Origin of the sequence: Pseudomonas sp. B34(2017) (assembly GCF_002112915.1) — a bacterium.
GTDB classification, from domain to species: Bacteria; Pseudomonadota; Gammaproteobacteria; order Pseudomonadales; family Pseudomonadaceae; genus Aquipseudomonas; species Aquipseudomonas pharyngis.
Genome location: NZ_NEJA01000005.1, coordinates 399922 through 423669 on the forward strand (window position 1 = coordinate 399922; position 23748 = coordinate 423669).

Here is a 23748-nt window from a genome sequence, read left to right on the forward strand (position 1 = left end):
GTACTCACATTCCAACCCATTTTGGTTCGAAAGTACCCGCCAGAGCGGTTTGACTGCCACGCAAACGAGCGTCAAACGCCCGTTTCAGGGGTTGAACGCTTCTTTTCGGAGCCTTGGTTTGGTTTTTGCATTTTCCTCGCATCAGCGCTGTATCCCTGCGCGCGCCATGCTCCAAAAGAGGTCCTCATGACCATCAGTGACGCACTGCATCGCTTGCTACTCGACAACCTGACCACCGCCACCATCCTGCTCGACAGCGAATTGCGCCTCGAGTACATGAACCCGGCGGCGGAGATGCTGCTGGCCATCAGCGGTCAGCGCAGCCATGGGCAGTTCATCAGCGAGCTGTTCACCGAGTCCACCGAGGCGCTCAATTCGTTGCGCCAAGCGGTGGAGCAGGCGCACCCGTTCACCAAGCGCGAAGCGATGCTCACCGCCCTCACCGGCCAGACCCTGACCGTGGATTACGCGGTGACGCCAATCCTCAGCAACGGCGCGACCCTGCTTTTGCTGGAAGTGCATCCCCGTGATCGCCTGTTGCGCATCACCAAGGAAGAGGCGCAACTGTCGAAACAGGAAACCAGCAAGATGCTGGTGCGCGGCCTGGCCCACGAGATCAAGAACCCGCTCGGCGGCATTCGTGGCGCCGCGCAACTGCTGGCCCGGGAACTGCCGGAAGACAGCCTGCGCGATTACACCAACGTCATCATCGAAGAGGCCGACCGCCTGCGCAATCTGGTCGACCGCATGCTCGGTTCGAACAAACTGCCGTCGCTGGCCTTGTGCAACGTCCACGAAGTGCTGGAGCGCGTCTGCCAACTGGTCGAGGCCGAAAGCCAGGGCTGCATCACGCTGGTGCGCGATTACGACCCGAGCATCCCCGATGTCCTGATCGACCGCGAACAAATGATTCAGGCGGTGTTGAATATTGTGCGCAACGCGATGCAGGCCATCAGCAGCCAGAACGAGCTGCGCCTGGGCCGCATCAGCCTGCGCACCCGCGCCATGCGCCAGTTCACCATCGGCCACGTCCGTCATCGCCTGGTGACCAAGATCGAGATCATCGACAACGGTCCGGGCATTCCGGCGGAACTGCAGGAAACCATCTTCTTTCCCATGGTCAGCGGCCGTCCGGACGGTACCGGGCTCGGCCTGGCCATCACCCAGAACATCATCAGCCAGCACCAGGGCCTGATCGAGTGTGACAGCCATCCAGGCCACACCACGTTCTCGATCTTTCTGCCACTGGAACAAGGAGCCACATCGACATGAGCCGTAGTGAAACCGTGTGGATCGTCGATGACGACCGTTCTATCCGTTGGGTTCTGGAAAAGGCCCTGCAACAGGAAGGCATGACCACCCAGAGCTTCGACAGTGCCGATGGCGTGATGAGCCGCCTCGCGCGCCAGCAGCCGGACGTGATCATCTCCGATATCCGCATGCCCGGCGCCAGCGGCCTGGACCTGCTGGCACGGATCCGCGAGCAGCACCCGCGGCTGCCGGTGATCATCATGACCGCTCATTCCGATCTGGACAGCGCTGTCGCCTCCTATCAGGGTGGCGCGTTCGAATACCTGCCCAAGCCGTTCGATGTCGACGAAGCCGTGTCACTGGTCAAACGTGCCAATCAGCACGCCCAGGAGCAGCAAGGCCTGGAAGTCGCCCCGACCCTGACCCGCACCCCGGAAATCATCGGCGAAGCGCCGGCGATGCAGGAGGTGTTTCGCGCCATCGGGCGCTTGAGCCACTCCAACATCACCGTGCTGATCAACGGTGAATCCGGCACCGGTAAAGAACTGGTGGCCCACGCCCTGCACCGCCACAGCCCGCGTGCGGCCTCGCCGTTCATCGCGCTGAACATGGCGGCGATCCCGAAAGACCTGATGGAATCCGAACTGTTCGGCCACGAAAAAGGCGCGTTCACCGGTGCGGCCAACCTGCGTCGCGGCCGTTTCGAACAGGCCGACGGCGGCACGCTGTTCCTCGATGAAATCGGCGACATGCCGGCGGACACCCAGACTCGCCTGCTGCGGGTGCTGGCCGATGGCGAGTTCTATCGCGTCGGCGGACATGTGCCGGTCAAGGTCGATGTACGGATCATCGCGGCGACCCACCAGAATCTGGAAACCCTGGTTCACGCCGGGAAATTCCGTGAGGACTTGTTCCACCGCCTCAACGTGATCCGCATCCACATCCCGCGCCTGTCGGACCGTCGCGAAGACATCCCGACCCTGGCCAAGCATTTCCTCAGCCGCGCCGCGCAAGAGCTGGCGGTGGAGCCGAAGCTGCTGAAAAGCGAGACCGAGGAATACCTGAAGAACCTGCCGTGGCCGGGCAACGTGCGTCAACTGGAAAACACCTGCCGCTGGATCACCGTGATGGCGTCCGGGCGCGAGGTGCATATCAGCGACCTGCCGCCGGAACTGCTGAGCCTGCCGCAGGACTCGGCGCCAGTGACCAACTGGGAACAGGCGCTGCGCCAATGGGCCGATCAGGCCCTGGCACGCGGGCAGTCGAGCCTGCTCGACAGCGCGGTGCCGGCGTTCGAGCGAATCATGATCGAAACGGCTCTGAAGCACACCGCCGGGCGTCGTCGCGACGCTGCGGTGCTGCTGGGCTGGGGCCGGAACACCCTGACCCGCAAGATCAAGGAACTCGGCATGAAGGTCGATGGCGGGGATGATGACGAGGGCGATGAAGGCTGAGATTCAGCGCCAACCTGCACCGCCGCAAGGCACCGTGACCCTTAATCGGGCACGGTCACCGGTCCGGGCTTGCACTGTAAACAGCTGAAAATCCCAACCTGTAAAAAGACGAAGGCCCCGTACTACGGGGCCTTCGTCATTGTGTGGGGCTTTTTTGTTTCAAAACGAGAAAAACTGGCACGCCCCCTGCAATAACTCCATCAGGTGATTCGATTCACCCACCCTTTCGGGGGCCTTGGTACAGGCAGGCCGGGGATTCCCCTCTTTACACCGGACTCATCGAGTCCACCCTTTTGGGGCCCTTGATACAGGCAGGTCAGGGGTTCCTTCTTTACACCGGCTCAGAACGCGATGCGATGAGCCCGCCCGTTTCGGGAACCTTGGTACAGGCAGGCCGGGGATTCCCTCTTTTATTGCTCCCGGAGATGGATCTCCAGCCGCCAGCGGTCATCGACCGCCTGGCCGGCCCAGTCGCCCAGCAGCGGCCGAGCCGCCACCAGCGTCAGCAACAATCCCCCGTCACTCAACCGCGTCCGCCAGTTCACGTCCTTGCCGTTGAACTTGAGCTGGCCTTTCTGCGCCTGGCCTTCGGCCTCGAACAGCAACGCGAGGCTGCCATCGACGATCTCGCCGTGCAGCTTCGGCTCGTTGTTGAACCACACCGCCAGACCGCCATCGATCACCTCGACCTGCTGCAAAACGGTCGGGTCAGGCGTGGTCAAACGGCCGATCATCATCCCGACCATCACACCGACGATCGCCAGTGAGGCCATCACCCGCGGGAATAGTTTCGAACGCGGATCCGCTTGCGGCGTAGAATGCGCGTCATCTTTACCTTCGGAGCCGTGCATGTTTCACGTCATCCTTTTTCAACCGGAAATTCCGCCGAACACCGGCAACGTTATCAGGCTGTGCGCCAACAGCGGCTGCCACCTGCATTTGATCGAACCGCTGGGTTTCGAGATGGACGACAAGCGCTTGCGCCGCGCCGGTCTCGACTACCACGAGTATGCCACCTTGCAGCGCCATGCCGACCTCGCCAGTTGCCTCGAAAGCCTCGGTCATCCACGGCTGTTCGCCTTCACCACCAAGGGTTCGCGGCCGTTTCACGATGCCGCGTTCGTCCCCGGCGATGCGTTCATCTTCGGCCCGGAAAGCCGTGGCCTGCCGCCGGAAGTGCTCGACGCCCTGCCCGGCGAACAGCGCTTGCGCCTGCCGATGCGCGAAGGCTGCCGCAGCCTGAACCTGTCCAATACCGTGGCAGTGGCCGTTTATGAAGCGTGGCGGCAGAACGACTTCAAATAACACCCTTGGATTGATCGTTCCCACGCTCTGCGTGGGAATGCAGCCCGTGACGCTCCGCGTCACTGGACGCGGAGCGTCCCTTGAGGCATTCCCGCGCGGACGGTTCGACGCCTCGACGTGGGAACGATCAGCCAAGAAAAAAGCGCCTGTAACGGCGCTTTTTTCGGTGTTGCATCGACCGCTTACTGAACAGTCGGAGTTTCGCCGGATTCCTGCATGCGCTGCAGCTCTTGCGCGTACAGGGCGTCGAAGTTCACCGGGGCCAGCATCAGGGCCGGGAACGAACCGCGGGTCACCAGGCTGTCCAGGGTTTCGCGCGCGTACGGGAACAGGATGTTCGGGCAGAACGCACCCAGGGTGTGGCTCATGGAAGCCGCGTCCAGATTCTTGATCAGGAAGATACCGGCCTGTTGCACTTCAGCGATGAAGGCCACTTCTTCACCGTTTTTCACGGTGACGGACAGGGTCAGCACGACTTCGTAGAAATCACCTTCCAGGGCTTTCTGGCGGGTGTTCAGATCCAGAGAGACCGCCGGATCCCACTGCTGGCGGAAGATCGCCGGGCTTTTCGGGGCTTCGAAGGACAGGTCGCGTACGTAGATGCGCTGCAAGGAGAATTGCGGTGCGGTTTCTTCTTCGCTGGCTGCAGTGTTCTGTTGGTCAGTCATCTCAGATCCTTTCTGATCTTGGGTCTTTTAGGGTTCTTTACGTGTGCAGCAGGTCAGGCCTTGAGCAGCGCGTCGAGCTTGCCGGCGCGCTCCAGGGCATACAAATCATCACATCCGCCGATGTGGGTGTCGCCGATCCAGATCTGCGGCACGGACGTGCGTCCGGCCTTCTGGGCCATGGCGGCGCGCACCTGCGGCTTGCCATCGACCTTGATCTCTTCGAAGGCCACGCCTTTGTTCGCGAGCAGGTACTTGGCGCGCGAGCAGTAAGGGCAGTAATCGCTGGAGTAGACGATGACGTCGCTCATGTCACTTCACCAACGGCAGGTTGTCGCCTTTCCAGCTGGAAATCCCGCCGGACAGCTTTGCGGCGGTGAAGCCGGCCTTCATCAGCTCGCGGGCATGGGTGCCGGCGGTCTGGCCCAGGGCGTCGACCAGAATGATGGTCTTGGCCTTGTGTTTTTCCAGCTCGCCGATGCGGGCGGCCAGTTTGTCCTGGGGAATGTTCACCGCGCCAACGATGTGACCGGCGGCGTAGTCCTTGCTCGGACGGATGTCCACCACCACGCCGGCTTCCTTGTTGACCAGTGCGGTCAGCTCGCCCGTGCTCAGGCTTTTACCGCCGCCCTGCACCGTATGCGCCAGCAGCAAAGCCAGCAGTACGACGAAGATACCGACAAGAATGTAGTGGTTAGTGGCAAATTCAATCAGGTGAGCAACCATCGAAGGAGGTTCCAGGGCGTTAAAATGTCGGCCAGTATACACAGCCACTATGGTCGGCCAAACCCCGTCCGGCGGTGACGCAGCCGGAACTTCGCTTTAAACTCCAACTCCCTTTTCCATCGCCCTCTTCTTATTAGCCACGAGTGGATTCCATGACTACCACGCCTAAACCTTTGGTCCTGATGATTCTCGACGGCTTCGGTCACAGCGACAGCCCCGAATCCAACGCCGTCTATGCGGCCAAAAAGCCTGTGCTGGATCGCCTGTGGGCCACCGTGCCGAATGGCTTGATCTCGGGCAGCGGCATGGACGTCGGTCTGCCGGACGGCCAGATGGGCAACTCTGAAGTCGGCCACATGAACCTCGGCGCCGGCCGCGTGGTGTATCAGGACTTCACCCGTGTGACCAAAGCGATCCGCGACGGCGAGTTCTTCGAGAACCCGACTATCTGCGCCGCCGTGGACAAGGCCGTGGCCGCCGGCAAGGCCGTGCACTTCATGGGCCTGCTGTCGGATGGCGGCGTTCACAGCCACCAGGATCACCTGATCGCCATGGCCGAACTGGCCTTCAAGCGCGGCGCCGAAAAGATCTACCTGCACGCCTTCCTCGACGGCCGTGACACGCCGCCGAAAAGCGCCGCCTCGTCGATCGAGCTGCTCGATGCGACCTTCCAGGCCCTCGGCAAGGGCCGCATCGCCAGCCTGATCGGCCGCTACTACGCCATGGACCGCGACAACCGCTGGGATCGCGTGGCCCAGGCCTACAATCTGATCGTTGACGGCAAGGGCGAATTCAACGCCGCCACCGCCCAGGAAGGGCTGGAAGCCGCTTACGCCCGTGGCGAGAGCGACGAATTCGTCAAGGCCACCAGCATCGGTGAGCCGGTGAAAGTCGAAGACGGCGATGCCGTGGTGTTCATGAACTTCCGCGCCGACCGCGCCCGCGAGCTGAGCCGCGTGTTTGTCGAAGACGGTTTCCAGGAATTCGAGCGCGCACGCCAGCCAAAAGTGCAGTACGTGGGACTGACCCAGTACGCCGCCAGCATCCCGGCCCCCGCAGCCTTTGCCCCGGGCAGCCTGGAAAACGTGCTCGGCGACTATCTGGCGAAAAACGGCAAGACCCAACTGCGCATCGCCGAAACCGAGAAGTACGCCCACGTGACCTTCTTCTTCTCCGGCGGCCGCGAAGAACCATTCCCGGGCGAAGAGCGCATCCTGATCCCGTCGCCAAAAGTCGCCACGTATGACTTGCAGCCGGAAATGAGCGCTCCGGAAGTCACTGATCGCATCGTCGAGGCCATCGAGAACCAGCGCTACGACGTGATCGTGGTCAACTACGCCAACGGCGACATGGTCGGCCATAGCGGCGTGTTCGAAGCCGCAGTGAAAGCCGTGGAATGCCTGGACACCTGCGTCGGCCGCATCGTCGAAGCCCTGGAAAAAGTCGGCGGCGAAGCGCTGATCACTGCCGACCACGGCAACGTCGAGCAGATGGCCGACGAATCCACCGGGCAAGCGCATACCGCGCACACCACCGAACCGGTGCCGTTCATCTATGTCGGCAAGCGTGACCTGAAAGTCCGCGAAGGCGGCGTGCTGGCGGACGTGGCGCCGACCATGCTGAAACTGTTGGGCCTGGAAAAACCGGCGGAAATGACTGGCACTTCGATTCTGGTGTAATCGCCCGTCAAAAATACCGCAAAACCCTGTGGGAGCTGGCTTGCCAGCGATAGCAATCTGACAGCCAACAACCCTGTTGAATGTTCAGACGCCATCGCTGACAAGCCAGCTCCCACAGTGGTTTATGGAGATTTCGAAATGGAATTCGGCCTGTCGCTTGCCCCAGTTATCACACAGTCCCAATTGGGCGTTTTTTTTGCCGCGTCGGGCGGGCATACTAGGCCGTCCCTTACCCTGGTGCCGCCCGCCTCTATGCTTCGCGTCCTGATCGCCCTCGCTCTGACATGCCTGCTCCAACCGGCCTTCGCGGATGAGCGCGCGCAAACCCAACAGCAACTGGACGCCACGCGCCAGGACATTGCCGAGCTGAAAAAACTGCTGGGCAAGCTCCAGGAGGAAAAATCCGGGGTACAAAAGGAGCTCAAGGGCACCGAAACCGAGATGGGCAAGCTCGAGAAGCAGGTCGAAGCCCTGCAGAAAGAGCTCAAGAAGAGCGAGTCCGAGCTGCAGCGGCTCGATGCGGAGAAAAAAAAACTCCAGAGCGCGCGCACTGAACAGCAGCGACTGATCGCCATCCAGGCCCGCGCCGCCTACCAGAACGGTCGCCAGGAATACCTCAAACTGCTGCTCAACCAGCAGAATCCCGAGAAATTCGCCCGCACCCTCACCTATTACGACTACCTGAGCCAGGCTCGCCTGGAACAGCTGAAGAGCTTCAACGAAACCTTGCGCCAACTGGCCAATGTCGAAAAGGACATCGGCGTGCAGCAGGCGCAGTTGCTGGCGCAGCAAAGCGATCTCGACACTCGGCGCGAAGCGCTCGACAAGGTCCGCAAGGAGCGCCAGCAGGCCCTTGCCAAGCTCAATGACGACGTGAAAGCCCGAGACCAGAAACTGGCCGCCCGCGAGCAGGATCAGGCAGACCTGTCTAAAGTCCTTAAAACCATTGAAGAAACCCTGGCCCGCCAGGCTCGTGAGGCAGAAGAAGCGCGACAGAAAGCGCTCATCGCCCAGCAGGAAGCCGAAAAAAAGCGCTTGCGTGAGGCCGAGGCGGAAAACTCCGACGCCCCACGCAAGCCGTTCAGATCGACACCCGGCGCCCTGGTATCCAGCGGCGGCGAGACCTTCGGTGGCCCTTTTGCATCAAGTCGGGGAAAACTTCCATGGCCGGTTGATGGTCGACTGCTGGCACGCTTCGGCGAAACCCGTGGCGACGATGCCCGCACCAAGTGGGACGGCGTGATGATCAGCGCCTCCGCCGGCAGCCAGGTGCATGCCGTACACGGCGGGCGCGTGGTGTTCGCCGACTGGCTGCGCGGTGCCGGGCTGCTGGTGATCCTCGATCACGGCAACGGTTTTCTGAGTCTTTACGGTCACAACCAGACGCTACTGAAGTCGGCAGGTGACGTGGTAAAAGCCGGTGAGTCCATCTCCACTGTGGGTAACAGTGGCGGCCAGGACACACCAGCGCTGTATTTCGCAATTCGTCAGCAGGGTCACCCGAGTGATCCGGCGCAATGGTGCCGTGCGCAAGGATAAGCACGCCATCTAATTCAGGAGTTCGTTCGACATGCTGCATTTGTCCCGCCTTACCTCGCTGGCCCTGACGATCGCCCTGGTGATCGGCGCGCCTCTGGCGTTTGCCGCTCAACCGGCTCCGGCCGTCGCTCCGGCAGGTACTGCCGCGACTTCCAAGGCGCCGTTGCCGCTGGAAGAGCTGCGCACCTTTGCCGAGGTCATGGACCGGATCAAGGCCGCCTATGTCGAACCGGTGGACGACAAGACCCTGCTGGAAAACGCGATCAAGGGCATGCTCAGCAACCTTGATCCGCACTCCGCCTACCTGGGCCCTGAAGACTTCGCCGAGTTGCAGGAAAGCACCAGCGGTGAGTTCGGTGGTCTGGGCATCGAGGTCGGCGCCGAAGACGGCTTTATCAAGGTTGTGTCGCCAATCGACGACACTCCGGCGTCGAAGGCCGGCATCCAGGCCGGCGACTTCATCGTCAAGATCAACGGCGCACCGACCCGCGGCCAGACCATGACCGAAGCCGTGGACAAGATGCGTGGCAAGATCGGCCAGAAGATCACCCTGACCCTGGTGCGCGACGGCGGCACGCCGTTCGACGTGACCCTGGCCCGCGCGGTGATTCAGGTGAAGAGCGTCAAGGCACAGCTGCTCGAATCCGGCTATGGCCTGATCCGCATCACCCAATTCCAGGTCAAGACCGGCGAAGAGGTTTCCAAGGCCCTGGCCAAGCTGCGCAAGGACAACGGCAAGAAGCTCAACGGCATCATCCTCGACCTGCGCAACAACCCGGGTGGTGTGCTGCAGGCAGCGGTGGAAGTGGTCGATCACTTCATCACCAAAGGCCTGATCGTCTACACCAAGGGCCGAATCGCCAATTCCGAACTGCGCTTCTCCGCCACCGGCAAGGACGAAAGCGAAGCGGTGCCGATGGTCGTGCTGATCAACGGTGGCAGCGCTTCGGCCTCGGAAATCGTCGCCGGCGCCCTGCAGGACCAGAAACGCGCCGTGGTCATGGGCACCACCAGTTTCGGCAAGGGCTCGGTGCAGACCGTGCTGCCGCTGAACAACGACCGCGCGCTGAAGATCACCACGGCGCTGTACTTCACACCGAACGGCCGTTCGATCCAGGCCCAGGGCATCGTCCCGGACATCGAAGTGCGCCGCGCCAAGATCACCAACGAGGCGGACAGCGACTACTTCAAGGAAGCCGATCTGCAAGGTCACCTGGGCAACGGCAATGGCGGCGCGGACAAACCGACCGGCTCCGGCGGCAAGGCCAAGGCGATGCCGCAGGATGACGATTACCAGTTGGCCCAGGCCCTGAGCCTGCTCAAAGGCCTGAGCATCACGTCCGGCCGTTGAGGATGTCTTTGCGTTTCCTCTTCGTCCTGCTGTGCTGTCTGGCGGGTGCTGCTCACGCAGAACCTGCCAGACCCACACCTCAAAAAGCCTACCTGACACTGATCATCGACGACCTGGGGCAGAACCTGCCCCGGGATCGCCGGGTGCTGGCCCTGCCCGGGCCTGTCACCACCGCGATCATGCCCGACACCCCGCACGCCACCGAATTCGCCCGCGAAGCCCATCGCGCCGGCAAGGTCGTGATCCTGCACATGCCGATGGACCCGGCCACCGGCCCGTTCGCCTGGCATCCCGAGCTGCCCATCGAAGAACTCGAAAAACGCCTGAATGCCGCGTTCAAAATGGTCCCCTACACCGCCGGCATCAACAACCACATGGGCAGCCGCATGACTGCGCAGCCGGTGGCCATGGCGTGGTTGATGGGCGAGTTGCAGCGCCGCCACAAGTTCTTCGTCGACAGCCGCACCAGCGCCCGGACCGTGGCTGCGCAGCAGGCGCAGAAGATCGATCTGGCGAGTGTTTCGCGGGATGTGTTTCTCGATGACGAGCGCACAGAAGCGGCGATCCTGACTCAATTGCAGACAGCGATCAGTCTGGCGCACAAACAGGGTTCGGCGGTGATGATCGGGCACCCTTATCCACAGACGCTGGCAGTGCTGGAGCGGGAACTGCCGAAGTTGAAAGCCCAGGGCATCGAGTGGATCGACATCAAGCAGATGATCAGTGTGCGCAGCAATCGCGCCACGGCCGCGCATGGCAAAGACGGGATTTATCGGTAACAAACCGACACACGCCCATAAATAGTTACCGCCTGGCGCCTGCCCTCTTTCCGGATAGTCAGACCTGCCACAGGTCGCAACTCTTTCGAGTTGCCATTCAATTATCAGGATTGACTATGACTACCAACGACAATGCTTCATTGCGAGACAGGCCAATGGAGCCGATCAGGCTCGACAACCTGCTGATCAACTTCACCAGCGAATTCAACCGTATCTGGAACAGCAACGGCACACGGGCCAGGCCCGCCACCTTCTGGCGCCCTGCGCCGGCTCCCGATCTTCTGCCGGGATACTTTCCGCTGGGAGACATCCTCATCCCCAACAACACCTCCATCAACGGCGAAATTGTCGCCGCAGTGGTCTGCGAGGCAACGTTACAAGACCACGGTAACACCAGGGGCAAAGCACTCAGCCGACCCACCGACTTCGAACTTGTCTGGAAAGAATCCGGATCGGGAGCTGCTATGCGCACTTCGATCTGGCGTCCGATTGCGCCGCAAGGCTATGTCGCACTGGGTATGACCTGCTCCAGCGATCACGGCAAACCCTCACTCAACGCCATCCGTTGCGTCAGGGCCGATCTGGTCGTTGCTGCCGACCTCGGCGATCTGCTCTGGGATGACAAAGGCAGTGGTGCAAAGCTGAACTTCAGCGCCTGGAGCATTGATCCCCCGACCGCCGCGGCGGGCGAAATCTGCTTTGCGCCCGGTACCTTTATTGGCGCCCCGAGCCACAACAAACCGACAACCGGCCCTTTCGCGTATGCACTACGGATACCGATTCCGGTTCAAGTCAGCGCACCTGCAGAAGCTCCGGTACTGACTGCACACATCAATCCCGAAAGCGCAGTGGCGAAGGTCACGCAGACTGCCCGCCTGCCGTGGTTTGCAGTCAGCGATCACGCTCAACCCAATGATGGATTTCTCCACTCGCGTTACTACGATCTGAAAAGAACCGACCAATATGTGCTGGTCGGGTACGGCCGAAATACCACGGAGCAGGCTCAGTCGATCAAATGGAAAGCGCCAAGGGCGCAAAATGCAGCGGCCATGCGGCTATTCAATCGCCATACCGCCGTGGAATTCACCAAGGCCTGGCCGGCTGCGATGCCCAGTGATATCCGGGCAACAAAGTTCTCGGCGTGCCTGCCGCGGGATTTCACTCACACCGAAACGTCCTCCAGCGAGTGGAGCGAATCAGGCTCTCGGGTCGTCATCGCCATGGCGGCAAAACTCAAATCGGTCGCGGTGTATCAGATGGAAAGCCACTACGAGCTGGTACGGGAGGATGGCACTGAAGTCACCGTCCCGCTTGGTTACACCGATGACACCCGTCTTGTCATGAGTGAATACCCACCAGAAACCGTCGAGACAGTAACCCCGATGCCTGTCATGGCGGCAAACCCGTCGACGGAAGCCATCACGAGCGGCGCCGACGTTGTTGCGCAATCGTCGCCGGGCTCGTCGACCACTACAGATAGCGCCCCATGATTTCGTCGACCACGCCTTCCTTGCGCATCTGATCGAGCGCGGTTTGAAGCTTGCCAACGGCTTCGTCCGGTACGTCCTTGTTCAGTGCCAGATACAACTCGGCGCTGTTGAAGCGCAGTACGGTTTTCAGCCCGGTCACGCCATCCTGCCGCGCCAGATAGCGCCCGGCCGGGTCGCCGGTGGCCCACAGGTCGATCTGGCCGCTGACCAGTTTTCTGGCGTTGTCCTGATCACGCAGCACCACTGCCGGCTTCAACCCCTGCTTGGTCAGGGTCTCGGCAATCGCATCGCCCTTGTAGGCGCCGATCTTGTATTTGCGCGCGTCGTTGAGGGTTTCGAGAGTGATCTTGCTGTCGGCCTTGGCCAGCATGACCCAGTCGTCCGGGCCTATCGGGCCGACCCATTTGAAGAGTTTTTCGCGGTCCGGCAGTCGCGCCATGACGAACGCACCGTAACCGGGATTCTCCAGTGCCAGCTTGTAGACCCGCTCCCAGGGGAAGCGCAGGGTCAGGCTGTAACTGATGCCGGCACGCTTGAACATCTCGCGCACGATATCCGTGGCGATACCGTTGATGTTTTCGTCCTGGGCGAAATTCTTGCCGTTCTTCGCCATGTTGTACGGCGGGAAGTTTTCGGTGAGGAGCACCAGATCGGTGTCGGGACTTTCTTCGGCGTGGCCGGTGTTGATCAACAACACGGAGGCACTGGCGAGGGCGAGAAGCAGGCGTTTGATCATGTCGGGCTACCGAAATCCATGGCGTGCCCAAGAGTGCCTTGGGTACGCCATGCTGTCTACTGGCGTTATGACTTCATACCGATAAGATCTTCCATACCTGGAAAACCAGGCCTTGGGTAGTACATAACTAACACCGCCCCGCTCTTGATCCCTGGTTTATTGGCGTTACCAGCACCACCGTGGTGTTTTAACCGATAACTCAAGAGCGTTAACGATGTATTCAATCAAATTACTGTTGTTCGCCACATTAGGATTGTTCTGTGCCACCTGCATGGCGACCAATCACGACTACGGCGAAGGCGTTAAACGCCTGTTACCTGCAATCACCCTGGATAACCGCGATGGTTCACGCGATCACTGGCAGGGTATCGGTCGCCTGACGACCGGCTCCACTTGCACCGCTACCTTGCTTGATACACTGGAAAAAACTGGCGTCCAGCGCCCTCCGGCTTATGTTCTGACTGCTGGCCATTGCATCAACTTGTCCAACGGCCAAATCATGCAAAACCAACCCCTACAAGGAACCATGACGTTCAACTACTTTGACGATGTCGAAAAACATAAAACCTACAACCTGAAAAATGTGAAATGGCGCAGCATGCAAGGTGTCGACATCGCCATCGTCCAACTTGACGTCAGCCTGAAAACACTTATGGAAGATGGTATAAAACCTCTAAAACTGGCCACAGGCACACCAGCCCTGAATTCGGAGGTTCTGGTTGTGGGAGCGCCACAGTATCGAACGCTCGAAATGACAGCTTGTACGCTTAAATCCGCTCCGGACATCATTGAAGGAGATTGGGTGTGGCGTAATAACTTCAAGACTCGCTGCAAGAGTATTAAAGGAGGCGTCTCAGGGGCACCGCTGCTTGATCGCTACACCAATGAAGTCATTGGTGTCGTAGGTACAGGTAATGAGTATCCGCCTATATCCCCTTGCGACCTGGATGAACCCTGTATACCAACGAAAAAAGGTTACTCTGCAATCGAAGGTAATCTTTACGGAAGTTTTGTACCCCACCTGAGAAGCTGCTTCCGATCTGGCTTTCTATTTGAAAATTACTGCGAACTCTATCCGACATTCAATGTAGAAACAGACAAGCGAACCTCCGCCAAATACAAGAAAATCAAGATGTCGAAAAGCGGCGCTGCCATAGCACCGACTTGGGATTACCGGTTCTCTATCGACACAGCGTTCTATCGTCACAAGACAGTCCGCGTGGCAAAAAAATGCGAAAGCCCCTTGAACTACTCCGCCGCGATCAGTTCCGAAAACTCCATCATCAATACCAAGATAGGTTCCAGAACCGGGCGTTATTTCCTTTGCATCATTGGCACAAACTCTTCCAGGCCAGAGTTACCGCCAGGACTCTTACGAAATGCCTTGTCGCTGCCTATCGTTCTGATTGAGGACGAAATCGTTCCGCTTCCTGATCTCAACCTGAAAAAAAGACCCACTTATATTTTGGTGACTTCGGAAGGGGCAAGCAAAATGTACTCCTACAAAGTCGGTCCATCCGACAGCATTGACTGTCAAGCCCCCGATGGATTCAGCCCAAAGTCGGAGTATATGGAAGTCTATCTTCACAAAAAGGATTTGCCTGCCACTCTATGCAGTGTTGCGTATGACCGATCAGATGACAGGTCAGAGGTAAGGGTTGACCAGTTCGACACGCTTTAACTCTCCAGACCTGCATCCCCTTTGAAGCGACTACTCCAAAGGGGATGCTTGCTAGCGCATCACGATGCCGCGATGGGCCATGTAGGCCTTGGCTTCCTGCACGGTGTATTCGCCGAAGTGGAAAATACTCGCCGCCAGCACCGCGCTGGCGTGGCCTTCAAGGATGCCGTCAGCCAGATGCTGCAGGTTGCCGACGCCGCCGGAAGCGATCACCGGAATCCCCAGCGCATCGCTGATGGCGCGGGTCACGCCGAGGTCGAAGCCGTTTTTCATGCCGTCCTGATCCATGCTGGTCAGGAGGATTTCACCGGCACCCAGGCCTTCCATTTTCTTCGCCCACTCGACCGCGTCGAGGCCGGTCGGCTTGCGGCCGCCGTGGGTGAAGATCTCCCAGCGCGGGGTTTCGCCCGGGCCCGAAACCTTCTTCGCATCGATGGCGACGACAATGCATTGCGAGCCGAAATGCTGCGCCGCTTCGCCGACAAATTCCGGGTTGAACACGGCAGCGGTGTTGATCGACACCTTGTCCGCACCGGCGTTGAGCAGGTTGCGGATGTCCTGCACGGTACGTACGCCACCGCCGACGGTCAGCGGGATGAACACCTGGCTGGCCATGCGCTCGACGGTGTGCAGCGTGGTGTCACGGCCATCGACACTGGCGGTGATGTCGAGAAAGGTAATCTCGTCGGCACCCTGCTCGTCGTAGCGACGGGCGATTTCCACCGGGTCGCCAGCGTCACGGATGTTCTCGAACTTCACACCTTTGACGACCCGGCCGTTGTCCACGTCCAGGCAAGGGATGATGCGTTTGGCCAGCGCCATGGTCAGTCCTCAGCCTTGGTACGAATCGCAGAAAGCTTGCGCTTCGGCGACATCGAGAGTGCCTTCGTAGATCGCCCGGCCGGTGATGGCGCCGATGATGCCCGGAGCCTTGGCGTCGAGCAGCGACTTGATGTCACCGAGGTTGTGAATGCCGCCGGATGCGATCACCGGGATCCTGGTGGCAGCCGCCAGCGCAGCGGTGAACGGCACGTTGCAGCCCTGCATCATGCCGTCTTTGGCGATGTCGGTATAAACGATCGAGGACACGCCGTCGGCTTCGAACTGTTTGGCCAGGTCGATGACCTGCACGGTGCTGATTTCAGCCCAGCCATCGGTGGCGACAAAACCGTCTTTGGCATCCAGACCAACGATGATCTTGCCCGGGAACGCACGGCAGGCTTCAGCGACGAACGCCGGATCCTTCACCGCTTTGGTGCCGATGATCACGTAGCTGACGCCAGCCTTGACGTAGTGCTCAATGGTTTCCAGCGAACGGATGCCGCCGCCGATCTGGATCGGCAGGGTCGGGTAGCGCTTGGCGATCGCGGTCACCACTTCGCCGTTGACCGGCTGGCCTTCGAAAGCGCCGTTCAGGTCGACCAGATGCAGACGACGGCAGCCGCCCTCCACCCACTTGGCAGCCATGCTCACCGGGTCATCGGAGAACACTGTGGAATCTTCCATGCGGCCCTGGCGCAGACGTACGCAGGCACCGTCTTTGAGATCGATAGCGGGAATAATCAGCATGCTTTTTCCTTCGTCAAAAGAGCTGCAAGCTGCAAGCCATAAGCTGCAAGCGCGCACGCGTGTGTACTTCTTGCAGCTTGCAGCTTGAAGCTTGCCGCTGCCCTAATTCTTCTCGAGCGCCCACAGGTCGCTTTCGATGCTTTCAAACCGCTCCTTGAGGTGGGTCTGCACATCGAAAATCGCCCTGTTGTAATAGTGCGGAGCAATTTCGCGGGTAAACAGCTCAAGAATTTCCGCCGCCTCGAACGAACCCAGGTCCAGTTCGAAACGATCCTCCATGAACCGCTGAATCTTGCGGTTGGCCTCGTTCTCCTGCTCGGGAGTAAGGGTCAGGATCGGCGGTTTGGATTTCTTGACGGCCATTTACCAGCGACCGTCCCACGCCGCGAAGTTCTGCAGCAATTGCAGGCCATGGGTATGGCTCTTCTCCGGGTGGAACTGCACGGCGAAACGCGAACCTTCGGCCAGCGCTGCGGCGAAATCGACGCCGTAATGACCGCTGCCGACCACCTGCCGCGGGTTGCCGGCGGCGATGTAGTAGCTGTGCACGAAGTAGAAACGCGCCAGGTCCGGAATGTTGTGCCACAGCGGGTGATCCACCGCCTGCTTCACTTCGTTCCAGCCCATGTGCGGGACTTTCAGGTGCTCGCCGTCTTCATGCAGGTCCTTGCCGAAGAACTTCACCGCGCCCGGAAACAGGCCGATGCAGTCGACGCCGTCGTTTTCTTCGCTGGAGTCGAGCAAGGCTTGCATGCCGACGCAGATGCCGAGGAACGGACGATCCTGGCTGACTTCACGCACCAGCGAGTCGAAACCGAGGCGACGGATCTCCGCCATGCAATCGCGAATCGCACCGACACCGGGGAACACCACGCGGTCGGCTTCGCGGATCACTGCCGCATCGCTGGTGATCAGCACCTTGCCGGCACCGACGTGCTCAAGGGCCTTGGCCACCGAGTGCAGGTTGCCCATGCCGTAGTCGATAACTGCAACCGTCTGCATTACAGGACGCCCTTGGTCGAAGGCATCTGGCCGGCCATGCGCTCGTCCAACTCGACGGCCATGCGCAGTGCGCGGCCGAAAGCCTTGAACACGGTTTCGATCTGGTGGTGAGTGTTGGTGCCGCGCAGGTTGTCGATGTGCAGGCTGACCAGCGCGTGGTTGACGAAGCCCTGGAAGAATTCCTGGAACAGGTCGACGTCGAAGCCGCCAACGGTGGCGCGGGTGTACGGCACGTGCATCTGCAGGCCTGGGCGGCCGGAGAAGTCGATCACCACGCGCGACAGCGCTTCATCGAGCGGCACGTAGGCGTGGCCGTAGCGACGGATGCCTTTCTTGTCGCCAATGGCTTGCGCGAAGGCCTGGCCGAGGGTGATACCGACGTCTTCCACCGTATGGTGGTCGTCGATATGCAGATCGCCCTTGCATTGGATATCCAGGTCGATCAGCCCGTGACGGGCGATCTGATCCAGCATGTGCTCAAGAAAAGGAACACCGATATCGAATCGGGCCTTTCCGGTGCCATCAAGGTTGATCGAGGCTTTGATCTGGGTTTCCAGAGTGTCGCGCTCGACAGACGCCTTACGTTCGGCCATCACCAGCTCCGCAAAATCATTGGGCGAAAAAGGCAGCCATTATAGGGGCGCGGGGCCGAAACAGAAACACGATAGGTGGAATGACTGACGGATAGAACCCCGCGCTGTCGGGGATAGACATGTCCATACAAGCGTTGAATGGCACTGATCGCTCCCACGCTCTGCGTGGGAGTGCAGCCCCGGACGCTCTGCGTCCACTTCGAATGTGACGCAGAGCGTCACAGGGAGACATTCCCACGCAGAGCGTGGGAACGATCAGGTGTAAACGAACTTAGTGGAACAGAACAGCCGTCTTCTGCAGGGTCACCCACACACCCCACGCCAACGGAATCCCCACCACCAGCCACGCAGCGATCGCCAACGGCTTGCTGCCCGGCGCGGCTTTCCACTCCAGCACGGTGCTGCCGTCAGCACCCTTGTCGTGGCCCAGCGCCTGTTCGGCAGCCAGTTCGGCGTCGGTCATGAAGTACTTGTCGGCCACCGGGCGTACCAGCAGGTTGCACAGGAAACCCAGCACCAGCAGGCCGGCGAGGATGTACAGGGTGATGTCGTAAGCGGCGGCGCGTTCAACGCCGATGCTCAGCTGATACTCACGCAGGTAGTTCACCAGCACCGGACCCAGCACGCCAGCGGCAGCCCAAGCGGTCAGCAGACGACCGTGGATCGCGCCCACCATCTGCGTACCGAACAGGTCGGCCAGATACGCCGGAACGGTGGCGAAACCACCGCCGTACATCGACAGGATGATGCAGAACGCCGCCACGAACAGCGCAACGTTGCCCAGGTGACCGAGGTTCGGGATCAGCGCGTACAGCGCAAAACCCAGTGCGAAGAACACGAAGTAAGTGTTCTTGCGGCCCAGGTAGTCCGAGAACGAGGCCCAGAAGAAACGACCACCGATGTTGAACAGGCTCAGCAGACCGGTGAAACCGGCCGCAATTGCAGCGATGGAAGCCAGTTGACCGGCGTCCAGCTGACCGAACGGCAGATCGTTACCCAGCAGCTTGCCACCGAACACTTCCTGCAACAGTGGCGAAGCCATGCCGAGGATGCCGATACCGGCGGACACGTTCAGGCACAGCACCAGCCACACCAGCCGGAATTGCGGGGTTTTCCACGCCACATTCACGTGAACGTGACGGTGGGTGATCATCGCGTTCGACGCTTTCTTCGCCGGCGCGGTCCAGCCTTCAGGCTTCCAGCCGGTTGGCGGTACGCGGTAGGCCAAGGCGCCACCGATCATGAACACGAAGTAGATCGCCGCCATGGCCACGAAGCTCTGCCACACGCCGACACCGGTTGGCGAAGCGAAGTGACTCATCAGAGCGGTCGCCAGTGGCGCACCGACCATCGCGCCACCGCCAAAGCCCATGATCGCCATGCCGGTCGCCATGCCGCGCTTGTCCGGGAACCACTTGATCAGGGTCGACACTGGCGAGATGTAGCCCAGGCCCAGACCGATACCGCCGATCACGCCGGAGCCGATCCACATCAGCCAGATCTGGTGGGTATAGATACCCAGCGCAGAAATCAGCAGACCGCCGCACCAGCAAAGTGCCGATACGACACCGGCCTTGCGTGGTCCTGCGTGTTCGAGCCAGCCGCCCCAGATCGCTGCCGAGCAGCCGAGGAAGATGAAGAACAGGGTGTAGATCCAGCCGAGCATGGAGATCGGCCAGTCGCATTGCGACGAGAAGACTTGTGCGATGAAGCTCATGTCCGGTGCGCAAGCCACCGGAGCGGTGACGCCCAGCGCCTTGGACAGCGGCAACCAGAACACCGAGAAGCCGTAGGCCATGCCGATGCACAGGTGAATGGCCAGAGCGGCCGGCGGGACCAGCCAACGGTTGAAACCGGGCTTGGCGATGATGCGTTCCTTGGACAGGAACCCGGGCTGATCGGCTTTGAAGCCGTCCGCCGTAATGGTCGTGCTCATTGTGTATCCCCCAATTATTAGTATGGTTCGCCAGCCACTGCCCACCCCGGCCTTTATGCACGCAGGCATGACCGTTTTTTGCGGGTGAAGCTCCTTGAAAGCGCGACGTTAAGTCGCAGATGGGCGGACGAACGGGCGAAGGTTACCATTTGCACGTGACAGAAAAACCAAACTGATATCACCTTTTTCATGTCATCTGATCTCAGGACGCCCGGGAACCCCGATGCCGATCGTTGTCGAAGCGCTGTATATCGCGGTTCTGCAGCCTTGACGTGGCACCGCAACAGCGCGGGTTGATGCAGCGCTATACTCCCCGGCTAAATTACGAATTCGACTACTTACAAGGACTCGCCCATGAAAGCGTTCGGCAAAATCCTGGGTCTGGTACTTCTCGGGCTGTTGCTGATCATTGTGGCGGCGGGCTTCGCCCTGACCCACCTGTTTGATCCCAACGACTACAAGGACGAGATCCGCCAGATTGCCCGCGACAAGGCCCACATCGAGCTGACGCTCAATGGCGACATTGGCTGGAGCCTGTTCCCGTGGCTCGGCCTGGAACTGCACGAGGCCAGCGTCGCGACCCTGGCCAAGCCTGCAGAACCGTTCGCCGACCTGCAGATGCTCGGCCTGTCCGTGCGCGTGCTGCCGCTGCTGCGCCGCGAGGTGCAAATGAGCGACGTGCGCGTCGAAGGCCTGAACCTGCGTCTGAGCCGTGACAAGAATGGCCATGGCAACTGGGAAGACATCGGCAAGGTGCCGCCCAAGGCTGGCAGCACACCAGCGCCGACCACCACAGCCGAAACCGCACCCGAGGCCCCTGCGCAACCGGAAAAACCGGCCCAGCCGATCCGCCTCGACATCGACAGCCTGACCGTCAACAACGCCCGCGTGGAGTACAACGACGAGCTGACCGGCAAGCAATTCAGCGCTGAAAGCATCCAGCTGAGCACCGGCGCGGTTCACGATTCGACCAACATCCCGGTCAAGGCCACCGCGTTTCTCGGCACCAACCAGCCGGTGCTGCGGGTGCGCACCGAGCTCAACGGCGAGCTGCGTTTCGAGCGCGCCCTGCAACGCTACAAGTTCGAAGACCTGAAGCTGTCCGGCGAAGTCGCCGGCGATCCGCTGCAAGGCAAGACCGTGACCTTCGCCGCCCAAGGGCAATTGTTGCTGGACAAAGCCGCCAACGTCGCCGAATGGACCGGCATCAAGCTTTCGGTCAATCAGCTGCGTGCCCTCGGCGAACTGAAGGCCAACGACCTGGACAAGACGCCACAGATCACCGGCGGGATTTCCATCGCCCAGTTCGACCTGGCGAAATTCGTCGACAGCATCGGCCAGACCCCGCCAGCCATGGCCGAAGGCAGCCTGAGCAAGGTTGAACTGGTCAGCCGTGTCGCCGCGACGCCGACCAGCCTGGCGCTGGACAACATCAACCTGAAACTTGACGACAGCAGCTTCAGCGGCCGCATCGCCGTCGAGGATTTCGCCAAGCAATCGCTGCGGGCGGTCCTCAAGGCCGACACCTTCAACGTTGACCGTTATCTGCCGCCGAAATCGGAAAAAGCCAACACCGCTACCCAGGTCCGTCAGGCCGAAGTCGCCAGCACCGAGGCCGATGCCATGGCCGGGGCCGGCAGCACCCCGCTGCCGGAAAAACCGAGCAAAAGCGCCTGGAGCACCGAGCGCCTGTTCCCTGTCGAGCGCCTGAGCAAGCTCGACGTCAACGCTGACCTGACCTTCGGCCAGTTGACCCTCGACAAATTGCCGATCCAGAACGCCGCACTGAAAGCCACCGGCCAGGGCGGCCTGCTGACCCTGGAGAACCTGCGCGGCGAGCTGTACAACGGCGACTTCGAAGCCAAGGGCACGCTGGATGTGCGCCAGACAGCACCGGTGCTGAACCTGCAAACCCGGATCAACCGCGTGCCGGTGGAGAAGATCCTCGAAAGCCAGGGCAAGAATCCGCCGGTCAAGGGGCTGGTCAATCTCACCAGCACCGTTACCGGCAGCGGCAATAGCCAACAGGCGCTGATCGAAACCCTCAACGGTAACGCCAGTTTCGTGATCAACAACGGCGTGCTGCTCAACGCCAACCTTGAGCAGCAACTGTGCAAGGGCATCGCCACCCTCAACCGTAAATCCCTGAGCGGCGAGCCGCGCGGCAAGGACACACCGTTCCAGGAGCTCAAGGGCAACCTGACCTTCCGCAACGGGGTGGCCAGCAACCCGGACCTGAAAGTGCGCATCCCCGGCATGAGCGTCAACGGTGACGGCGATATCGACCTCAAGGTGCTGGGCATGGACTATCGCGTCGGCATCGTCGTCGAAGGCGATACCAGTGCCATGCCGGACCCGGCCTGTCAGGTCGGCGACAAATTCGTCGGCATCGAATGGCCGCTGCGTTGCCGTGGCCCGCTGGAGCTGGGCGCCAAGGCCTGCCGCGTGGACAACGAACGCATGGGCCAGGTCGCGAGCAAACTGGCCGGCGACAAGATCAGCGAAAAAATCGACGAAAAACTGGGTGACAAAGTCAGCCCGGAACTGAAAAACGCATTGAAGGGGCTGTTCAAGCGATGAGAGCGGAGCAGTTTTCCACGGCGGTGCTGGAGTGGTTCGACCGCCACGGCCGCCATGATTTGCCCTGGCAACAGAACATCAACCCGTACCGGGTGTGGGTGTCCGAGATCATGTTGCAGCAGACCCAGGTCAGCACTGTGCTCAATTACTTCGACCGCTTCATGGCCGCCCTGCCGACGGTCGAAGCCCTGGCCGAAGCGCCGGAAGACGAAGTACTGCACCTGTGGACCGGGCTCGGTTACTACACCCGCGCGCGCAATCTGCAGAAGACCGCGAAGATCGTCGTCAGCCATTACGGCGGCGAGTTTCCCCGGGATGTCGAGAAGCTCACCGAGCTACCGGGCATCGGCCTGTCCACTGCTGGCGCGATCGCCAGCATCAGCATGGGCCTGCGCGCGCCGATCCTCGACGGTAACGTCAAACGGGTGCTGGCGCGTTTTACCGCGCAGGAGGGTTACCCCGGCGAGCCGAAGGTCGCCAAGCAACTGTGGGCCAACGCCGAGCGCTTCACGCCGCAGGATCGGGTCAACGCCTACACCCAGGCGATGATGGACCTGGGCGCCACGCTCTGCACCCGCAGCAAACCGAGCTGCCTGCTGTGTCCGCTGAAAAACGGCTGCGAAGCACACATGCTGGGGCTGGAAACGCGCTACCCGATCCCCAAGCCGCGCAAGGCCATCCCGCAGAAACGCACGCTGATGCCGCTGTTGGCCAACGAGGACGGCGCGATTCTGCTTTATCGCCGCCCGTCCAGCGGATTGTGGGGTGGTTTGTGGAGTCTGCCGGAACTCGACGACCTCGACGATCTGCAACACCTCGCCGCGCAGCACTCGCTGGAACTGGGCGAGCAGCAGGCGCTGCCGAGCCTTGTCCACACCTTCAGCCACTTCCAGCTGTCCATAGAACCCTGGCTGGTTCAGGTGCAGGAGGCCGGCGGTCACGTGGCCGAGGCCGACTGGCTCTGGTATAACCTCGCCACCCCGCCGCGCCTGGGCCTCGCCGCCCCGGTCAAGACCTTGCTCGAACGCGCGGCCACCGTCTTGAATGCAGGAGAGTCGACATGACCCGCACCGTAATGTGCCGCAAGTACAAAGAACAACTCGAAGGTCTGGAGCGCCCACCGTACCCGGGCGCCAAGGGCCAGGATATTTTCGAACACGTCTCGGCCAAGGCCTGGGCCGACTGGCAGAAACACCAGACCCTGCTGATCAACGAAAAACGCCTGAACATGATGAACGCCGAAGACCGCAAATTTCTTCAGGGCGAAATGGACAAGTACTTCTCCGGCGAGGAATACGCTCAGGCCGAAGGCTACGTTCCGCCCGCAGAGTAAACCCCGCGAAATCGGGGGTCGGATCGTAAGCGACGGAATTAATTTAAGAAATTTTAAAAAAGTGTTTGACGTAAATCCG

The 23748-nt window shown here is 60.7% G+C and carries 23 protein-coding genes; 12 read left to right on the top strand and 11 right to left on the bottom strand.

Annotated features, from left to right (window positions below):
* Positions 1–186: 186 nt before the first annotated feature.
* Positions 187–1272 carry a nitrogen regulation protein NR(II) gene (glnL, locus tag CAF80_RS18355; protein WP_007952516.1) on the top strand — a complete coding sequence of 362 codons (1086 nt, stop codon included), beginning with the start codon at positions 187–189 and terminating at the stop codon, positions 1270–1272.
* Positions 1269–2705 carry a nitrogen regulation protein NR(I) gene (gene ntrC, locus CAF80_RS18360; RefSeq protein ID WP_007952518.1) on the top strand — a complete coding sequence of 479 codons (1437 nt, stop codon included), beginning with the start codon at positions 1269–1271 and terminating at the stop codon, positions 2703–2705. The genes glnL and ntrC overlap by 4 nt, the downstream gene beginning before the upstream one ends.
* A gap of 410 nt (positions 2706–3115) precedes the next feature.
* Here ntrC and CAF80_RS18365 read toward each other — a convergent pair whose 3' ends face one another.
* Positions 3116–3556 carry a hypothetical protein gene (locus CAF80_RS18365; protein ID WP_085667676.1) on the bottom strand — a complete coding sequence of 147 codons (441 nt, stop codon included), beginning with the start codon at positions 3554–3556 and terminating at the stop codon, positions 3116–3118.
* Between CAF80_RS18365 and CAF80_RS18370 the strand changes: the two genes are divergently transcribed.
* Positions 3555–4010, top strand: coding sequence for a tRNA (cytidine(34)-2'-O)-methyltransferase (locus CAF80_RS18370; protein ID WP_007952520.1), 456 nt, complete (start codon positions 3555–3557; stop codon positions 4008–4010). The genes CAF80_RS18365 and CAF80_RS18370 overlap by 2 nt on opposite strands.
* Before the next feature lie 182 nt (positions 4011–4192).
* Here the strand turns inward: CAF80_RS18370 and secB are convergent, their stop codons facing one another.
* Genes secB through CAF80_RS18385 form a run of 3 tightly spaced genes read right to left on the bottom strand, consistent with a single transcriptional unit; the run spans position 4193 to position 5401 of the window.
* Positions 4193–4678: a protein-export chaperone SecB gene (gene secB / locus CAF80_RS18375; protein WP_039764689.1), complete on the bottom strand. Its 486-nt coding sequence runs from the start codon at positions 4676–4678 to the stop codon at positions 4193–4195.
* Positions 4679–4731: 53 nt separating this feature from the next.
* Positions 4732–4986 carry a glutaredoxin 3 gene (gene grxC, locus CAF80_RS18380; RefSeq protein WP_085667675.1) on the bottom strand — a complete coding sequence of 85 codons (255 nt, stop codon included), beginning with the start codon at positions 4984–4986 and terminating at the stop codon, positions 4732–4734.
* A gap of 1 nt (position 4987) precedes the next feature.
* The gene (locus CAF80_RS18385) at positions 4988–5401 is read right to left on the bottom strand and encodes a rhodanese-like domain-containing protein (protein WP_007952524.1); all 414 of its coding nucleotides are present in this window, start codon (positions 5399–5401) and stop codon (positions 4988–4990) included.
* 152 nt (positions 5402–5553) lie between these two features.
* Here CAF80_RS18385 and gpmI point away from each other — a divergent pair, with 152 nt between their 5' ends.
* From gpmI to CAF80_RS18410, 5 genes are all read left to right on the top strand, one after another.
* Complete coding sequence (gene gpmI / locus CAF80_RS18390) at positions 5554–7080, top strand: 2,3-bisphosphoglycerate-independent phosphoglycerate mutase (RefSeq protein WP_039764684.1); 1527 nt, start codon at positions 5554–5556, stop codon at positions 7078–7080.
* Between the two features lie 252 nt (positions 7081–7332).
* Positions 7333–8619, top strand: coding sequence for a murein hydrolase activator EnvC (locus tag CAF80_RS18395; RefSeq protein ID WP_085667674.1), 1287 nt, complete (start codon positions 7333–7335; stop codon positions 8617–8619).
* A 31-nt stretch (positions 8620–8650) separates the two neighbouring features.
* Complete coding sequence (locus CAF80_RS18400; protein ID WP_011332024.1) at positions 8651–9970, top strand: S41 family peptidase; 1320 nt, start codon at positions 8651–8653, stop codon at positions 9968–9970.
* A 2-nt stretch (positions 9971–9972) separates the two neighbouring features.
* Entirely contained in the window at positions 9973–10749 is a 777-nt protein-coding gene (locus tag CAF80_RS18405; RefSeq protein ID WP_039764681.1) for a divergent polysaccharide deacetylase family protein, read from the top strand.
* A 116-nt stretch (positions 10750–10865) separates the two neighbouring features.
* The gene (locus CAF80_RS18410) at positions 10866–12239 is read left to right on the top strand and encodes a Vps62-related protein (protein ID WP_085667673.1); all 1374 of its coding nucleotides are present in this window, start codon (positions 10866–10868) and stop codon (positions 12237–12239) included.
* Here CAF80_RS18410 and CAF80_RS18415 read toward each other — a convergent pair.
* Entirely contained in the window at positions 12220–12975 is a 756-nt protein-coding gene (locus tag CAF80_RS18415; protein ID WP_039764677.1) for an ABC transporter substrate-binding protein, read from the bottom strand. The genes CAF80_RS18410 and CAF80_RS18415 overlap by 20 nt on opposite strands.
* A 214-nt stretch (positions 12976–13189) precedes the next feature.
* On the opposite strand from CAF80_RS18415, the gene CAF80_RS18420 reads away from it, so the two are divergent.
* Entirely contained in the window at positions 13190–14656 is a 1467-nt protein-coding gene (locus CAF80_RS18420; protein ID WP_085667672.1) for a serine protease, read from the top strand.
* A 51-nt stretch (positions 14657–14707) separates the two neighbouring features.
* Here the strand turns inward: CAF80_RS18420 and hisF are convergent, their stop codons facing one another.
* The 6 genes from hisF to CAF80_RS18450 all read right to left on the bottom strand — a co-directional run bounded on the left by hisF (position 14708) and on the right by CAF80_RS18450 (position 19756).
* The gene (gene hisF, locus CAF80_RS18425) at positions 14708–15478 is read right to left on the bottom strand and encodes an imidazole glycerol phosphate synthase subunit HisF (protein ID WP_007897430.1); all 771 of its coding nucleotides are present in this window, start codon (positions 15476–15478) and stop codon (positions 14708–14710) included.
* 9 nt (positions 15479–15487) lie between these two features.
* Positions 15488–16225: a 1-(5-phosphoribosyl)-5-[(5-phosphoribosylamino)methylideneamino]imidazole-4-carboxamide isomerase gene (gene hisA, locus CAF80_RS18430; protein WP_056787231.1), complete on the bottom strand. Its 738-nt coding sequence runs from the start codon at positions 16223–16225 to the stop codon at positions 15488–15490.
* A gap of 102 nt (positions 16226–16327) precedes the next feature.
* A complete protein-coding gene (locus tag CAF80_RS18435; protein WP_025110933.1) occupies positions 16328–16588 on the bottom strand; it encodes a DUF2164 domain-containing protein in 261 nt (86 codons plus the stop codon).
* The gene (gene hisH / locus CAF80_RS18440) at positions 16589–17227 is read right to left on the bottom strand and encodes an imidazole glycerol phosphate synthase subunit HisH (RefSeq protein ID WP_007952546.1); all 639 of its coding nucleotides are present in this window, start codon (positions 17225–17227) and stop codon (positions 16589–16591) included.
* Complete coding sequence (hisB, locus tag CAF80_RS18445; RefSeq protein ID WP_039764670.1) at positions 17227–17820, bottom strand: imidazoleglycerol-phosphate dehydratase HisB; 594 nt, start codon at positions 17818–17820, stop codon at positions 17227–17229. Before hisB ends, hisH begins: the two co-directional genes overlap by 1 nt.
* A 271-nt stretch (positions 17821–18091) precedes the next feature.
* The gene (locus CAF80_RS18450; RefSeq protein WP_039764668.1) at positions 18092–19756 is read right to left on the bottom strand and encodes an OFA family MFS transporter; all 1665 of its coding nucleotides are present in this window, start codon (positions 19754–19756) and stop codon (positions 18092–18094) included.
* Positions 19757–20110: 354 nt separating this feature from the next.
* On the opposite strand from CAF80_RS18450, the gene CAF80_RS18455 reads away from it, so the two are divergent.
* The 3 genes from CAF80_RS18455 to CAF80_RS18465 are packed head-to-tail and all read left to right on the top strand — an operon-like array spanning position 20111 to position 23669.
* Positions 20111–22336: an AsmA family protein gene (locus CAF80_RS18455; protein ID WP_085667671.1), complete on the top strand. Its 2226-nt coding sequence runs from the start codon at positions 20111–20113 to the stop codon at positions 22334–22336.
* Positions 22333–23400, top strand: coding sequence for an A/G-specific adenine glycosylase (gene mutY / locus CAF80_RS18460; protein ID WP_039764665.1), 1068 nt, complete (start codon positions 22333–22335; stop codon positions 23398–23400). Before CAF80_RS18455 ends, mutY begins: the two co-directional genes overlap by 4 nt.
* Complete coding sequence (locus tag CAF80_RS18465; RefSeq protein WP_007952551.1) at positions 23397–23669, top strand: oxidative damage protection protein; 273 nt, start codon at positions 23397–23399, stop codon at positions 23667–23669. Before mutY ends, CAF80_RS18465 begins: the two co-directional genes overlap by 4 nt.
* Positions 23670–23748: the final 79 nt, after the last annotated feature.

Excerpts from the sequence above, each read along its gene's own strand:
- CAF80_RS18370 (WP_007952520.1), top strand. The coding sequence starts at position 3,555 with ATGTTTCACGTCATCCTTTTTCAACCGGAAATTCCGCCGAACACCGGC.
- hisF (WP_007897430.1), bottom strand. The coding sequence starts at position 15,478 with ATGGCGCTGGCCAAACGCATCATCCCTTGCCTGGACGTGGACAACGGC.
- gpmI (WP_039764684.1), top strand. The coding sequence starts at position 5,554 with ATGACTACCACGCCTAAACCTTTGGTCCTGATGATTCTCGACGGCTTC.
- CAF80_RS18435 (WP_025110933.1), bottom strand. The coding sequence starts at position 16,588 with ATGGCCGTCAAGAAATCCAAACCGCCGATCCTGACCCTTACTCCCGAG.
- ntrC (WP_007952518.1), top strand. The coding sequence starts at position 1,269 with ATGAGCCGTAGTGAAACCGTGTGGATCGTCGATGACGACCGTTCTATC.
- CAF80_RS18455 (WP_085667671.1), top strand. The coding sequence starts at position 20,111 with ATGAAAGCGTTCGGCAAAATCCTGGGTCTGGTACTTCTCGGGCTGTTG.
- CAF80_RS18450 (WP_039764668.1), bottom strand. The coding sequence starts at position 19,756 with ATGAGCACGACCATTACGGCGGACGGCTTCAAAGCCGATCAGCCCGGG.
- CAF80_RS18420 (WP_085667672.1), top strand. The coding sequence starts at position 13,190 with ATGTATTCAATCAAATTACTGTTGTTCGCCACATTAGGATTGTTCTGT.
- CAF80_RS18385 (WP_007952524.1), bottom strand. The coding sequence starts at position 5,401 with ATGGTTGCTCACCTGATTGAATTTGCCACTAACCACTACATTCTTGTC.
- hisH (WP_007952546.1), bottom strand. The coding sequence starts at position 17,227 with ATGCAGACGGTTGCAGTTATCGACTACGGCATGGGCAACCTGCACTCG.
- CAF80_RS18410 (WP_085667673.1), top strand. The coding sequence starts at position 10,866 with ATGACTACCAACGACAATGCTTCATTGCGAGACAGGCCAATGGAGCCG.
- CAF80_RS18400 (WP_011332024.1), top strand. The coding sequence starts at position 8,651 with ATGCTGCATTTGTCCCGCCTTACCTCGCTGGCCCTGACGATCGCCCTG.
- CAF80_RS18395 (WP_085667674.1), top strand. The coding sequence starts at position 7,333 with ATGCTTCGCGTCCTGATCGCCCTCGCTCTGACATGCCTGCTCCAACCG.
- CAF80_RS18405 (WP_039764681.1), top strand. The coding sequence starts at position 9,973 with ATGTCTTTGCGTTTCCTCTTCGTCCTGCTGTGCTGTCTGGCGGGTGCT.
- mutY (WP_039764665.1), top strand. The coding sequence starts at position 22,333 with ATGAGAGCGGAGCAGTTTTCCACGGCGGTGCTGGAGTGGTTCGACCGC.
- hisA (WP_056787231.1), bottom strand. The coding sequence starts at position 16,225 with ATGCTGATTATTCCCGCTATCGATCTCAAAGACGGTGCCTGCGTACGT.
- CAF80_RS18465 (WP_007952551.1), top strand. The coding sequence starts at position 23,397 with ATGACCCGCACCGTAATGTGCCGCAAGTACAAAGAACAACTCGAAGGT.
- hisB (WP_039764670.1), bottom strand. The coding sequence starts at position 17,820 with ATGGCCGAACGTAAGGCGTCTGTCGAGCGCGACACTCTGGAAACCCAG.
- glnL (WP_007952516.1), top strand. The coding sequence starts at position 187 with ATGACCATCAGTGACGCACTGCATCGCTTGCTACTCGACAACCTGACC.
- CAF80_RS18365 (WP_085667676.1), bottom strand. The coding sequence starts at position 3,556 with ATGCACGGCTCCGAAGGTAAAGATGACGCGCATTCTACGCCGCAAGCG.
- grxC (WP_085667675.1), bottom strand. The coding sequence starts at position 4,986 with ATGAGCGACGTCATCGTCTACTCCAGCGATTACTGCCCTTACTGCTCG.
- secB (WP_039764689.1), bottom strand. The coding sequence starts at position 4,678 with ATGACTGACCAACAGAACACTGCAGCCAGCGAAGAAGAAACCGCACCG.
- CAF80_RS18415 (WP_039764677.1), bottom strand. The coding sequence starts at position 12,975 with ATGATCAAACGCCTGCTTCTCGCCCTCGCCAGTGCCTCCGTGTTGTTG.